Origin of the sequence: Rufibacter roseus, from assembly GCF_001647285.1 — a bacterium.
GTDB lineage: Bacteria > Bacteroidota > Bacteroidia > Cytophagales > Hymenobacteraceae > Nibribacter > Nibribacter roseus.
On sequence record NZ_LRML01000001.1, the window covers coordinates 404,332 to 418,975 of the forward strand.

Here is a 14,644-nt window from a genome sequence, read left to right on the forward strand (position 1 = left end):
ATGAAACTACGCACTTCTGCCAAGTGGTAAATTTACTGAAGCCCTTACTGTTTGAGCGGCAGCGAGTTTAAGGGCTTCTTGATTCTTTTGGTTAGGTTGAACATCAAGGAGAAAAGTGAAAACCCCGGCAGAAAGAGAGGCAGCTAGAGATTAAGGAGCAGCAGTTGTGGGAGCAAAAGTCATTAAGTTGTTGGAGAGAACACGCAACAACGGCGGAGTGTAAAGCGAAAGAAGGGGCAATAGTCTTCGTTAGATCCCTCGGCGATGCTCGGGATGACCGGCAAAAGAACAGAAGGATCAGCAATGCGTGGACCGGCAGATGTCAACATTCCCCTTCGCCCCTTTCAGAAGGGGAGTATCTGGAATGTGTGCTCGTGAAATGATCCTTGGGTTTAACTACAAATTCGTCTAAACAGACAATAAAAACTCTCTGCAGAATTATTTCAACCAAGCGTAGGGGTAAATGGCAGTCTGCCTGTTTTGTAAAAGATTAAGTTGTAAGTTCTTCCCCAGACCTGCGCTTAAGATACACAATCTTCAAATTCCTTTATTGATGTCCTTCTTCTTTCTGAAAGGCGAAACAGGCAAAAAACTTCGTCTGCTGGTCCTGCTGGGCTTTGCTTTGGTGTGGTTACCAATGGCAAGTTATGCTCAGAAATTTACCCTCAGTGGCTACGTGCGTGATGCCAAAACCGGCGAAAATTTAATTGGGGTAGCCATTCTGAATTCCATCACTGGCCAGGGTACTGCCACCAATGCCTATGGGTTCTACAGCATTACTGTGCCCAAAGACTCGCTCAAGTTGGTATTCTCGTACGTGGGCTATGAGCGTAGCACTATGTCAGTTTTTCTGAACAAAGACATGGAGCAGAATGTGTTGTTGACGCCTGCCTCTACCCAGCTAGAAGCCGTGGAGATTGTGAACACCCGCGAAGAAGATGTGCGTGAGACTACCCGCATGAGCACTATAAATATGAGCGTGGCCCAAATAAAATCAGTGCCAGCCCTTTTTGGGGAGGTTGACGTGCTCAAAGTATTGCAGTTGCTGCCGGGGGTGCAGTCGGGTGGGGAAGGAACCAGCGGCTTTTACGTGCGCGGCGGCGGACCAGACCAGAACCTGATTTTATTAGACGGAACGCCTGTGTACAACGCTTCGCACTTGTTCGGGTTCTTCTCAGTATTTAATGCCGAAGCTTTGAACAACGTGGAATTGGTAAAAGGCGGGTTTCCGGCTCGTTACGGTGGAAGGTTGTCTAGTGTGCTGGACATCAGCATGAAGGAAGGCAACATGAACGAAGTAGACGGCGAAGGCTCTATTGGGTTGATTGCTTCCAGGTTGACTGTGGGTGGACCTATAAAAAAAGATGTGGCTTCCTTTATCTTCTCTGGCCGCCGTACTTATATAGACATACTGGCCAGGCCGTTCATGAACAAAGAAGAAGGCGTGGCCGGCTATTATTTCTATGACCTTAACGGCAAGCTGAACTGGAAGGTAAGTCCCAAAGACCGCCTGTACCTGAGCGCATACACGGGCTACGATGAGTTTTACAATAAAATGGAAGACAATGGTTCTGGGCGGCAAAACAGCAGGGCCGGATTGGGCTGGGGTAACCTGACATCTGCCTTCCGCTGGAACCGCATCATCAACCAGCGCCTGTTCCTGAACACGCACCTCACCTACACCAAGTATCAGTTTGACATTAGCAGCGAGGAAGAAAGCACCTACCAAGGCGACCGCTATGATTATCGACTCAAATACCTCTCTAACATCCGTGACCTGAGCGCCAAACTAGATTTCGACTTCATCCCTAACCTGAACCATTACATCCGGTTTGGAGGGCAGTATGTGCATCATCAGTTTCAACCCGGTGCGTTGCAGGTGCGCAGCAATTCTGACGGCGAAGCCGATAATCTGGATGTGAACACAAAGAAAACAAATGCGCAGGAAGTGGGGGTGTATATAGAAGATGATGTGCGCCTTTCGGAGCGGGTAAAGGTAAACTTAGGCGTGAGGGCCAATGGCTTTGGCGTGAACGGCGAGTTCTATTCCTCTATTGAGCCAAGAGCCTCGGTGCGGTTTATTGCTACCGATAAGCTGAGCCTGAAAGCTTCTTACGCCAACATGACGCAGTTCATTCACCTGCTCACCAACAGCGGTATTGGCCTGCCCACCGACCTTTGGGTGCCATCCACTGAAAAAATAAAGCCGCAGCGTTCGAACCAAGTAGCCATTGGTGCCACCCGCACCATTGCCGATGATAAAGTAGAGTTCAGCGTGGAAGCTTATTACAAGACCATGCACAACCTGATTGAGTACAAAGAAGGAGCCTCGTTTATAGGAATATCCAGCAACTGGGACACCAAAGTAACCACCGGTAAAGGAGATGCTTATGGTCTGGAGTTCTTCCTGCACAAGAAAGTAGGCCGCACTAACGGCTGGATTGGCTACACACTGGCTTGGTCTAACCGCCAGTTCGCGGAGCTGAACCAAGGCAAAGAATTCCCTTACCGCTATGACCGCCGCCATGATTTTGAGGTAGTGGTGATTCACCAGCTAAAACCAAACCTGTCGCTCTCTGCTACCTGGGTGTACGGTACCGGTAACTCCATCACGCTGCCTGAGGCCAGATATGTAGTAGGAGAGGCATTCCCAGATGGTTATACCGGCACCCAAACGTACAGTGACTATGGCTCCCGTAACGGCTACCGTATGGCCGCCTACCACCGCGCCGACATCAGCCTGAGCCATACCAAAAAGAAGAGCTGGGGTGAAGTAGTGAACAACATCAGTTTCTATAATGCCTACAACCGTAAGAATCCCTATTACATCTACCTCCAAAGTGGTTATGACGGAGAACCGGGCAAGTTCAAGCAGATCAGTTTGTTCCCAATTCTACCGTCTGTTAGCAAAACCTTTAAGTTTTAATTTTATGTTACATCGTGTTTTTGCCCTGCTTTCTGGAAAACAGCCCCAAAACAGCTTGAGATCTTTGGTGCTGGGTGGCCTATTGGCGGCTTCTGTTCTGCAAAGTTGCGAGACCGTGGTTGAGATAGATATTGAACCGCACACCCCTAAACTAGCCCTTCAGTACAACCTACATAATGAGATAACTGACCAAAGCCTGTTTGTAGGCCGTAGCCAAAGTGTCTTGTCTGGCAATGATCTTTGGCGCAACGGCAGCGTACAAAATGCCACCGTTACTATCAAAGACGGAAATGGAAATCTGCAACAGAGCTTTGTCTTCAAACCTCACGCCGACGACCCCAAGATTGGCAACTACAAACCTGCTAATTCTTTTACACCCGTACCTGGGCAAAACTACACCCTCTCGGTGAGTGCACCTGGGTTTGAGACTGTACAGGGAACTTTGACCATGCCTGTCCCGGTGCCTGTTTCAACAGCTTCCTTCACACCAGATTCCCGCAACGGAGAATTTGTTCTGTCTGGTTTATTGCGCATTCAGTTCAACGACCTGCCCAACCAGCAGAATTACTACCGCTTGCACATTAAACTGTTAGACCAAAACGGAAACCAGGTAGGCTACTTTATACAGGTAGAGGAAGACGGAGACATATTTGGGGAGGAAGTGGAGAAAGTGAGGCTATACCAAGTGTTCGACGATGGCTGGGCCAACAACGGTACTATTTCATTCTTGGGTAAAGTAGAGGCGTACGTAGGAAACATGGAGCCTGTAGAAATGGAAGTAACCTTAGAACACATTACCCGTGATTTGTTTCTGTATGAGCGCTCCCGCGAAAATTATGAAGAGGACAATCCTTTTGCGGAACCACTCAACTTACATAGCAACTTGCAAAACGGCTACGGAAGCTTTGGCGGCATAACTGTCAGCAAGTACAAGATTGCTCTGTAGAATTCATCTCTGATTTTTAAAAGACTCTGTTTTAGGCCTGATTTTTAAAAATCAGCTAAAACAGAGTCTTTTCGTTTATGCTTCTCTGAAGTTAGCCCAAATGAAGGAGCCTACCCCCGCCCCTCTGAGGAGGTGGCGGTGTTAAGTTCTCACTATAAGAGTTTGCTCTTCCGGATTTGCAATCCGGAAGAGGGTACTAAGGAGATTTGCAATCCCCGTTGCTGCGCCTTTGAACAGCACAAGCCACGGATTGTAAATCCCAAACAGCGGAGAATTTAACGGCTCTACCTCCTCGGAGGTGTAAGTTATTTTTGCTGATGGTATACAACTAAAAAGCCTCACCAGTATAAGCACCAGTGAGGCTTTTTGTATTCTGTTTTAGGGCTGTTTTTGGAAAAACAGCCCTAAAAGATAGCTCGCGCCACCGCAGCGGTTGCTTCAGATTTACTCATGGTGTAGAAGTGCAGGCACGGCACACCAAACTCCACTAATTCTTTACACTGCTGAATAGTCCACTCAATGCCTACTTGTTTCACATCTGCTGGTGTTTTAGCAGCTTCAACGGCGGCCACTAAATCTTCGGGCAAATCAATGTTGAAGTACCGCGGCAACACGTTCAGCTGAGTTCTGGTAGTCAGCGGCTTCAGACCTGGTATGATAGGAACTTTTATCCCAATTGCGCGGCAGGCTTTGACAAAATCACAGAATTTTTCATTGTCAAAAAACATCTGTGTAATGATGTATTCTGCACCCAAATCTACTTTGTGCTTCAGGTGTTTCAAGTCAGTGGTCAGGTTGGGCGCGTCAATGTGCTTCTCTGGATATCCGGCCACGCCAATGCAGAAGTCGGTCGGCACAGGGTTGGCCATGTCTTCATCTAAATAAATGCCTTTGTTCAGCTGTACTACCTGCTGAATCAGGTCAGAAGCGTGGGCGTGGCCATCTTTATGTGGCCGAAAGCCAGGCTCTGTTTTTACGGCATCTCCGCGCAGCAAAAGCACGTTGTCAATGCCCAAAAAGTTCAGGTCCATCAATGCGTTCTCGGTTTCCTCTTTGCTGAAGCCGCCGCAGATGATATGTGGCACTGCATCTACATGGTACTTGTTCATGATAGCGGAACAAATACCCACGGTACCTGGCCGTTTTCTAATAGTTATTTTTTCCAGCAGCCCGTTCTCCCGTTCTTTGAACACGTACTCCTCACGGTGGTAGGTCACGTTGATGAACGGTGGCTTGAACTCCATTAGCGGGTCAATGCCTTCGTAGATAGACTGGATGCTGGTGCCTTTTACCGGCGGAAGTATCTCAAAAGAGAAAAGGGTTTTAGTAGCGTTCTGTAAGTGCTCGGTAACTTTCATTTTTGTTAATGAACAATGATTAATGAACAATGATTAAAATGAAATGAGCAATGATTAAAAGGAGGTGTTAATCATTACTCATTGTTCATTAATCATTAATAATTCAAATTAGGTGACAGCCAGCGCTCCACTTCCTCCAGGGGCATGCCTTTGCGCTGGGCGTAATCGGTTACCTGGTCTTTCTCAATTTTTCCCAGCCCGAAGTACCTAGATTGCTTATGTGCGAAATACATACCAGACACCGCTGCGGTGGGGTACATGGCCAAACTTTCAGTTAAGGTAATGCCAGTGTTTTTCTCCACGTCCAAGAGCTGGAAAAGCGTAGTTTTCTCAGTGTGGTCTGGGCAGGCCGGATACCCTGGCGCCGGACGGATTCCCTGGTATTTCTCCTTGATTAGTTCTTCATTGGAGAGGCTTTCTTCCGGTTCATAAGCCCAGATTTCCTTGCGAACAATCTCGTGCAGCTTTTCCGCGAAGGCTTCTGCCAAACGGTCTGCCAGAGCTTTGGCCATAATGCTTTGGTAATCGTCATGGTCAGCTTCAAACTGTTTTACCAGTTCATCTAAGCCTATGCCCGCCGTTACCGCGAAACCTCCGGTGTAATCTGCCAGACCGGTTTCCTTAGGAGCCACAAAATCGGCTAGGGCTAGGTTAGGCACTTTTGGGCCTTTCTGGCCTTGTTGGCGTAGGGTGCGGAAGTACGTTAACACCTCAGTGCGCTGCTCATCGGTGTAGATTTCCACGTCATCATAGCCTATGCTGTTGGCTGGGAACAATCCAACCACACCGTTAGCGGTGAGCAGCTTCTCGTCTACAATTCGCTTAAGCAGGGCTTGAGCATCGTTATAAAGCTTAGTAGCCTCTGCTCCAATAACTTCATCATTCAGAAGTTTAGGGAAACGACCATGCAATTCCCAGGCTTGGAAGAAAGGTGTCCAATCAATGTACGGCACCAGTTCCTCCAGTGGGAAATTCTGGAACACCTGCACACCTTGCTTAGCAGGTGTGTATACATCTTCCGATTTCCATTCAATAGGCAGCCTATTAGCACGCGCCTCAGCTATAGGTAAATATTTCTTTTCCTTCTGGCGGCTCAGGTAGCCTTCGCGCATGTCATCATATTCAGCCCTAATGTCTTGAGCAAATTTCTCTTTGTTATCAGGGCTCAGCAAATTGCCTACTACAGGAACACTGCGCGAAGCATCTAGTACGTGCACCACGGTACCATTATAGGACGGCGCTACTTTCACGGCGGTGTGCGCGCGGGAGGTGGTGGCACCACCAATGAGCAACGGAATGTTGAAGTTCTGCCGCTCCATTTCCCGGGCTACGTGCACCATTTCGTCTAATGATGGAGTAATCAAACCGCTAAGGCCAATCACGTCCACATTGTGCTCACGGGCTGCATCCAGAATTTTATCGGCGGGAGTCATTACGCCCAGGTCAATTACCTCGTAGTTGTTGCAGGCCAGTACTACACCTACAATATTTTTCCCGATGTCGTGTACGTCACCTTTCACCGTGGCCATCAGGATTTTCCCATTGGTCTGGCGGGTAGAAACATCACCGGCGGCAGCGGCGCGTAGTTTCTCTTCCTCAATGTAAGGCAATAAATAGGCCACGGCCTTTTTCATCACGCGGGCGCTTTTCACTACCTGCGGCAAGAACATTTTGCCTTCGCCAAACAGGTCACCCACCACGTTCATGCCGTCCATGAGCGGACCTTCAATCACTTCCAGCGGCTTGCTGTATAGGTGGCGGGCTTCTTCCACGTCTTGGTCAATGTATTCCACAAGGCCTTTCACTAGCGCATGGGTTAACCGCTTTTGAACCGGTTCCTGTCGCCAGGCTTCATCCCGCACTACTTCTTTGCCCTTGTTTTTCACCGTCTCGGCAAACTCCACCAAACGCTCTGTAGCATCTGGGCGGCGGTTCAGCAATACGTCTTCCACGCGCTCCAGCAGGTCTTTCGGAATTTCCTCGTAGACCTCCAGCATACCGGCGTTCACAATACCCATGTCCAGACCAGCCTTTATGGCGTAGTACAGGAACACAGAGTGCATGGCCTCCCGAACAGGGTCATTTCCCCGGAACGAGAAGGAGATGTTGCTCACGCCACCGCTTACTTTGGCTCCTGGCAGGTTTTCTTTTATCCAGCGGGTGGCGTTGATAAAGTCAACGGCGTAGTTGTTGTGCTCCTCCATACCCGTCGCCACGGTCAGTATGTTCGGATCGAAGATGATGTCTTCGGCGGGGAAGCCAACTTCTTTGGTCAGAATGTTATAGGCTCGCTCACAGATTTGAATGCGGCGCTCATAGTTGTCGGCCTGACCTTCCTCGTCAAATGCCATTACCACCACGGCGGCTCCGTAGCTGCGCACTTTGCGGGCGCGCTCTTTAAATGCCTCTTCGCCTTCTTTAAGCGAGATAGAGTTCACAATGGCTTTTCCCTGCACGCACTTCAGGCCTGCTTCGATCACGCTCCACTTTGAGGAGTCAATCATGATGGGCACCCTAGCAATGTCTGGCTCTGAGGCGATCAGGTTCAGGAAAGTGGTCATGGCGGCCTCACTGTCCAGCATGCCTTCATCCATGTTCACGTCAATAATCTGGGCGCCGTTCTCTACTTGTCCGCGCGCAATAGCCAGTGCTTCTTCGTATTGCTCGTTCAAAATTAACCGAGCGAATTTCTTGGAGCCGGTCACGTTGGTGCGCTCGCCAATGTTCACGAAGTTAGAGCCTTCGTACACCGTCAGCGGCTCCAGACCAGAGTACGTAGGAACGGCTGGTAACTGCGGCAACGGACGCGGCGGGTACTCTTTGGCTACTTCGGCAATGGCCTTAATGTGCGGCGGCGTAGTACCGCAGCAACCGCCCACAATGTTCACAAAGTTGTTCTCCAGAAAGTCACGAATGTGCTGCGCCATCTGCTCCGGCGTCTCGTCATATGCCCCAAAGGCATTTGGCAGACCGGCATTGGGGTACGCACTGATGTGAAACTTAGAGGCCTTGCTCAAACTCTGCAAGTGCGGGCGCAGCTGTTTGGCACCCAAGGCACAGTTAAAGCCCACACTCAACAGCGGCATGTGCGATACTGAGTACAAGAAGGCTTCCACGGTCTGGCCAGATAAAGTCCGGCCACTGGCATCGGTAATAGTACCAGACACCATGAGCGGAAGGCGCTTACCGGTTTGCTGGCTGTATTGGTCAATGGCGAACAAAGCCGCCTTGGCATTCAATGTATCAAAAATGGTCTCCACGAGCAGCAAGTCCACTCCGCCATCTACCAGGCCGCGAATTTGTTCTGTGTATGCTTCTACCAACTCGTCATACGTAATGGCGCGGTAGCCGGGGTTGTTCACGTCTGGTGATAAGGACGCAGTACGGTTGGTGGGGCCAATAGCACCCGCCACAAAGCGCGGCTTGTCTGGCGTTCTGGCGGTCCATTCGTCGGCGGCTTCGCGGGCAAGACGAGCTGATTCGTAGTTCATTTCATACACCCATTCCTGCATGTCGTAGTCGGCCATGGCAATGGAGGTGCCGCTGAAGGTGTTGGTTTCAGCTATGTCGGCGCCTGCCTCAAAGTAGAGGCTATGAATTTCTTTGATGATGTGCGGCTGGGTGAGGGAGAGCAGATCATTGTTGCCCTTCACATCCAGGTGATAGTCCTTGAACCGCTCGCCACGGTAGTCGGCCTCGGTGAGGTTATACCGCTGAATCATGGTGCCCATGGCACCGTCTAAAACTAAAATTCTCTTCTGTACTTCTTCCTCTATGCGGGTCATCTTCTTGTATTCCATACCATCTGGTGTAATGGCTTTTCAAGAAAGTCAGAGGAAAGTGGCGGGTAGGCGTGCAGGAATAACCGTCACTTATCTCCCCCGGCGCATAGGTGCAGCGGGTAGGAAGTAGCACCCAACTGAATTGGGTTGCTAAGACATCACAGGGCCTAATCCCTCCGTCTTTCTTGATAAGCATCTGCAAAGGTACGCGGTGAAGTTGGATTGTGCAAACGGTGGAATTGTTAAGGGTTTAATGCTGATTGTTGAGTTGGTAGTGCGGATGTTTTCGGTGTGTTTTCTGAAAAGCAGGTCAAAAACAGGAAGGCATAAGGTGGTCAAAAAAGCAGTTGACATTCATTGGTTTAGTAGGCTAGACATTTAAGAATATATCGAATTGATTTATTTTTTATAACTCAAGTTATTGAAATATAGGTGATTGAGTGGTGCTCTGTAGAACAGTAACCTTGCGTTAACAATGGGGTAATATCTGTTCTTTTTCTTTGTGCTCAAAGATTATTGAGTTTGCTTATGAAGTTTCAGGGGTATACAGATGAGATGCTGTTGGTGCTGATACAGAGCTCAGATGAAGATGCATTCTCTGAACTGTACCAGCGCTTTTGGCAACAGCTGTACGCTAGCGCTCTAAGAAGGATGAGTAGCGAGGATGATGCAAAAGATATTGTCCAGGAGCTGTTCGTAAAGATTTGGACCAGGCGTGCCACCATTCCTGAAGACGCCAAAGCCGCAGAGTATTTATTCACCGCGCTACGCTACCGGATTATCAACTATCTGCAGGCAGACCAGGTGCGGCTGAAATATGCCAATGCCCAATTGGCCGAGCAGGAGGTTTCAACAGTGTCGCTGGCGGAGTCTGGTTTGGCGCTGGAAGAATTAGAGACCCTTATTCTGGAGGCAGTGGAAGAGATGCCTGACCGGATGCAGGAAGTTTTCCTGCTTAGCTACCGCAAAGGCTTTACGCCAAAAGAAATTGCGGCGCAACTTTCACTTTCTGTTCAGACGGTGAAAAACTACCTTTCCAACGCACGTGTCCTGCTCAAAAGCAGATTAGCCCATCAAAATCCGGAATTATACGCACATGTTATTTTAATGTTTTCCAGTCTGGCTTTTTCTTAACACAAGGTTAATCAAAATCTAAGGTACGCTGGGGCGGGTTAGCTGATGTATAGGTAAACACCCCTACATACAGTGGACCTGAAACAACAGCAAGAGTTACTAAGGAAATACCAGGCAGGAACAGCTACTCCTAAAGAAATGGAGTGGGTAGAGAAATGGTACAATGCCTTTGACTCCTTAGGACCTTCTTCCGCCGAAAAAAACATTACCCCTGCAGATGGGGAGGTAATGCACGCGGCAATTCTAAAAGAAGTTAGAAAAGGTAAAGTATTACAACTATGGCAGCGGGTAGCTAGTGTAGCGGCGGTGTTTGTACTCATGCTACTGGGGGCTTACTATCAGCTTTATAGTGATAACGCGTCACCAGCTTACAGTTACATCACTTCAGAAAAGGGGCAACATCTAAAAGTGGTGCTGCCAGATAGCTCCACTCTTTGGCTGAACGAACAAACCAAGATTAAGTATGTTCTTAATCAGTTCGGCAAAGCAAACCGTGAAATCTGGCTGGAAAGCGGAGAGGCCTACTTTGATGTAAAACGCAACGAGCTCCTACCTTTTATCGTGCATTCGGGTCCTCTGCAAACCAAGGTTTTAGGTACTGCCTTTAACATAAAGAGGTCTGACAGCTATCCTGAAATACAGGTGAGCGTGACCAGAGGCAAAGTGCAGGTAAATTCTGCTGCAGCCACGCTGGCTCTGCTCAACAAAGGAAAGCAGATAAATTATGATACCCTCACGACCGAACACACCCTAACCTACATCAATCCCGACTACGCCACCGCCTGGCAAACACCTGAGGTCAATTTAGAGAGAGTAACTTTTCATGAGCTGGCCCAAGCTTATTACAGCCTCTATAACATTAGGCTGGCAGCGGGAAGAAAGGAAATAGAAAAGTTTAAATACACCCTTACGCTTGATAAAGAATTATCAGGAGAGACAGCCCTTGCCATAATTGCCGCCATTCATCAATTAAAACACAGAAAAGAAAATGGAAAAGTAGTCTTGTACTAGAAAGAAAAAGCAACCGCTGTTAGTACCAGTAACAGCGGTTGGAGAAGGTTTATACTGCCCAAGGCAGTAGGTTATCAGTCTAAGATAAGTTTCACCATCCCATTAACAAAGATATGAAAAGAAGGTTACGAACGGTCATCAAATTGCCGTCAGCAATTCTCATTACTACCCTGTTGCTTTCAGTGGTGCTTGGCGCGCCGGGTTATGCCCATGAGCAGCAGAAAAACGGTAGCATTCACCGCAGCATCACTATTTCTTTCCAAAAGGAAACGCTGGAGTCAGCTATCAGAAAAATAAAAAAACAAACGGGGGTCTTGTTCGCTTATGACCCGGAGACACTTCATCTGGAGAAGCTCTATACGCCGGTTGTATCGTTTAAAGATTCCCCGGTGAGCCAGGTGCTGGATAAGCTATTATCTCCCCACCAGATTGGCTACCATGAGGTGAGTAACACAATTGTGTTGCAGAAACTGGCGGAGCCGGCAAAAGAACAATCAAAAGCCCAGCAGGAAAGAAGAGTAACCGGCCAAGTGACCGATGAAAATGGCGAGCCACTTACGGGGGTAACCGTGGTGCTGAAAGGCACTACCAGAGGGACATCTACTGATGTAGAGGGGCGGTTCACCTTGTCAATTCCTAACGGAGCGGCAACTTTAGTTTTTTCCTATCTGGGCTATTTATCTCAGGAAGTAGCCAGTGCCAGTGGAGAGATTATTAACATAAAAATGCAGGTAGATAATCAGGCATTAAGCGAAGTGGTGGTTGTAGGCTATGGTACGCAGAAGAAAATCCATTCAACTGGCGCTCTAAGTACATTAGAGATGAGTACGAAGGCTAATCAGCCTATTACTGATGCCAGCCAGGCCTTACACGGAGTGCCAGGGTTATGGGTAAATCAGGCGGGCTCACAGCCTGGACAAGACGGAGCTACCATCCGGATCAGGGGCATAGGTACGCTTAATAACAGTGATCCACTGGTATTACTAGATGGCATAGAATACCCTATTAGTGAGATAAACCCTAATGATATAGAAAGCATTACTGTGCTTAAAGATGCTTCAGCGGCTATTTATGGCTCAAGAGCAGCCAATGGAGTCATTCTGATTAAATCAAAAATGGGGAGGGTAGGTGAAAATAATATTACCTATAGCACCTCATTTGGTATTCAAAGACCCACTAAGTTACCTGATGTTTTAACTGATCCTATCCAGTACATGCAGATGAGGAATCAGGCGGTTCTTAATGAGGGAAAATTGATAGGTGACTATAGCGATGACCAAATAGAAGAATACCGGAACGGGATGAGAACAGATCCTATTGTTTATCCTGCCTCAGATTGGTTTGACTTGGTATTAGAGGATGGGTTTATTCAGCAACACAACCTTGCCTTTAGAGGCGGTGTGGATAAAACCCAATATAATATTTCCTTAGGGTACATGGATCAGAAAGGCATTTTTATCGCGAATGATAAGGCCAATCGCTACTCCCTGGATATGAAATTAAGCACTCAGATAACTGATAGGTTAAAAGTAGGAGGAAGTGTTACCGGAAATTTACGTCAGTTCCATGAACCAGGCTACGGCGCGAGTACGGTCATGAGTGTGATCATGCGAGGGCTGCCCATCTTTACCGACACTTTAGCAAATGGCACCTACGGAAACACTTGGCTGGCTACACCAGGAAGAAATAACATAGAGAACCCCAGAATGGAAGTGCAGGAAGGAACAATCTTTCGCCAAAACCAGCGGTTCCTCGTGAAAGTCTTTTCTGAATATAAACTTCCTTTTGATCTAATCTACAATGTGGATGCAGGTTATGATAAACATGATAGATTCAGCAAGGATTTTATCCCCCAGATGTACACGTACAATCCTAAGACAGGAGAGGAAAGAGCATTTAACGGATCAGCACCCCGGGTTCGTGACTGGAGTTCAAACCACCTTAACTTAACGTTATACCACACCCTGAACTGGAGCCGCCAGTTTGGAGGGAATCACAGCTTTGCAGCCATGGTTGGCTCCAGTTATGTAGGGTTTGACAATAGGAGTTTTGACGCTTATACGGAGGGTTTCTTTGATAACCAATTAACTGATCTGAATGCAGGGTCAACGAATCAGGTGGTTAGAGGGCAATCCACTAAAGATAGATTACTCTCCTACTTTGGCCGGGTGAACTATGCTTTCAGAGATAAATACCTGTTGGAAATAACGTCAAGATATGATGGTTCTTCTCGCTTTGCCCCGGCTAACAGATGGAGTTATTTTCCTGCCATATCAACCGGTTGGAACATCCACCAGGAGAATTTCCTTCAAAACATTCACCAGATTAACCTATTGAAGCTAAGGGCATCATGGGGTAAGATGGGCAATCAGTCTGTACCCTTGTACAGCTACCTAAGCACGGTTAACACAGGTTCATCCTATCAATATGCCTTCGGAAACACTATTCAACCAGGTGCTGCCATTACCAATTATAATGACCCTGATATTTCATGGGAATCCACTACCTCTTACAATGCTGGACTAGATGTAATGTTATGGAACGGTAAAATAGGGATGACAGCTGATGTATTCAAAAGGAGAACATCTGGTATTTTAAGACCAGTTGGTATTCCTGCCCAAATAGGAAATTTGGGAGGGCCGCAAAAGAATATTGGGGTAGTTGATAATACAGGGTATGAAGTGACACTAACCCACCGCAATACCGTTGGCAAGTTTAGCTATGACGTCATGGCTAGTATTAACTATGTCAAAAACGAAGTAGTTGATTTGAATGGGGAGACCATCATTAGTGGCCGCCGCATCATAAAGGAAGGGTATCCTATAGATTCATATTATCTCTTACAGGCAAATGGTTATTACCAGAACCAAGAAGAAATAGATTACAGTGCTACCGTCAGCAATGCAGTTAAACCAGGTTATATCAAGTATCGTGATTTAAACCGTGATGGAAAGATTGACGGAGATGACAGGGTAATCACAGGTAAATCTATGCCAGACTATACGTTTAGCTTTGGCATAAACTTGAATTATAACAGATTCAGTCTCAACTCTTATTTTCAGGGAGTAAGTGGCATAAGCATTTACCCTACCGCTAATCTTGCTTTTCCTTTTAACAATGGAGCTGGTATTACCCGCGATTGGATTGGAAATACCTGGACCCCGGAAAATCCTAACGCCAGATATCCTCTTTTAACCACTGCTACAGGGGCAACCGAAAATTTCCAGAATTCTACCTTCTGGTTAAGAGATGCTTCTTACCTGCGTCTGCAGAATATTCAATTAAGTTACTCCTTGCCTGATCAACTGTTGGCTAAAATCAAGATAAAGAAGTTGGCACTATTCGTCAATGGACAGAACCTTGTAACCTGGACTGATTTCAAGTTATGGGATCCTGAGCAAGATATCAAAGCAGATAACCTTTATGATTATCCAATGATGAAGACGCTTAGCACAGGTTTAAATGTAACGTTTTAATCAACTTCAAC

General features: G+C 47.4%; 7 protein-coding genes and 1 riboswitch. Of the genes, 5 read left to right on the forward strand and 2 right to left on the reverse strand.

Features of this window, described 5'->3' with window-relative positions; all coding sequences use genetic code 11:
• Positions 1-553 precede the first annotated feature (553 nt).
• The gene (locus tag A8O23_RS01325) at positions 554-2,926 is read left to right on the forward strand and encodes a TonB-dependent receptor (RefSeq protein ID WP_066615549.1); all 2,373 of its coding nucleotides are present in this window, start codon (positions 554-556) and stop codon (positions 2,924-2,926) included.
• A gap of 4 nt (positions 2,927-2,930) precedes the next feature.
• Positions 2,931-3,872, forward strand: coding sequence for a DUF4249 domain-containing protein (locus A8O23_RS01330; RefSeq protein WP_066615551.1), 942 nt, complete (start codon positions 2,931-2,933; stop codon positions 3,870-3,872).
• 404 nt (positions 3,873-4,276) lie between these two features.
• Here A8O23_RS01330 and metF read toward each other — a convergent pair whose 3' ends face one another.
• A complete protein-coding gene (gene metF, locus A8O23_RS01335; RefSeq protein ID WP_066615553.1) occupies positions 4,277-5,230 on the reverse strand; it encodes a methylenetetrahydrofolate reductase [NAD(P)H] in 954 nt (317 codons plus the stop codon).
• A gap of 95 nt (positions 5,231-5,325) precedes the next feature.
• Complete coding sequence (gene metH, locus A8O23_RS01340) at positions 5,326-9,015, reverse strand: methionine synthase (protein WP_066615893.1); 3,690 nt, start codon at positions 9,013-9,015, stop codon at positions 5,326-5,328.
• Positions 9,016-9,099: 84 nt separating this feature from the next.
• Positions 9,100-9,207: riboswitch (SAM riboswitch) on the reverse strand.
• 333 nt (positions 9,208-9,540) lie between these two features.
• On the opposite strand from metH, the gene A8O23_RS01345 reads away from it, so the two are divergent.
• The 3 genes from A8O23_RS01345 (at position 9,541) to A8O23_RS01355 (ending at position 14,633) form a co-directional block, all read left to right on the forward strand.
• The gene (locus tag A8O23_RS01345) at positions 9,541-10,146 is read left to right on the forward strand and encodes an RNA polymerase sigma factor (protein ID WP_066615555.1); all 606 of its coding nucleotides are present in this window, start codon (positions 9,541-9,543) and stop codon (positions 10,144-10,146) included.
• 72 nt (positions 10,147-10,218) lie between these two features.
• A complete protein-coding gene (locus A8O23_RS01350) occupies positions 10,219-11,157 on the forward strand; it encodes a FecR family protein (RefSeq protein ID WP_066615556.1) in 939 nt (312 codons plus the stop codon).
• A 113-nt stretch (positions 11,158-11,270) separates the two neighbouring features.
• A complete protein-coding gene (locus A8O23_RS01355; protein WP_082882835.1) occupies positions 11,271-14,633 on the forward strand; it encodes a TonB-dependent receptor in 3,363 nt (1,120 codons plus the stop codon).
• The last annotated feature ends 11 nt before the right edge of the window (positions 14,634-14,644 follow it).

What these genes read in the sequence shown, in the direction of transcription:
- A8O23_RS01325 (WP_066615549.1), top strand. Translation starts at nt 554, where the DNA reads ATGTCCTTCTTCTTTCTGAAAGGCGAAACAGGCAAAAAACTTCGTCTG.
- A8O23_RS01330 (WP_066615551.1), top strand. Translation starts at nt 2,931, where the DNA reads ATGTTACATCGTGTTTTTGCCCTGCTTTCTGGAAAACAGCCCCAAAAC.
- metF (WP_066615553.1), bottom strand. Translation starts at nt 5,230, where the DNA reads ATGAAAGTTACCGAGCACTTACAGAACGCTACTAAAACCCTTTTCTCT.
- metH (WP_066615893.1), bottom strand. Translation starts at nt 9,015, where the DNA reads ATGACCCGCATAGAGGAAGAAGTACAGAAGAGAATTTTAGTTTTAGAC.
- A8O23_RS01345 (WP_066615555.1), top strand. Translation starts at nt 9,541, where the DNA reads ATGAAGTTTCAGGGGTATACAGATGAGATGCTGTTGGTGCTGATACAG.
- A8O23_RS01355 (WP_082882835.1), top strand. Translation starts at nt 11,271, where the DNA reads ATGAAAAGAAGGTTACGAACGGTCATCAAATTGCCGTCAGCAATTCTC.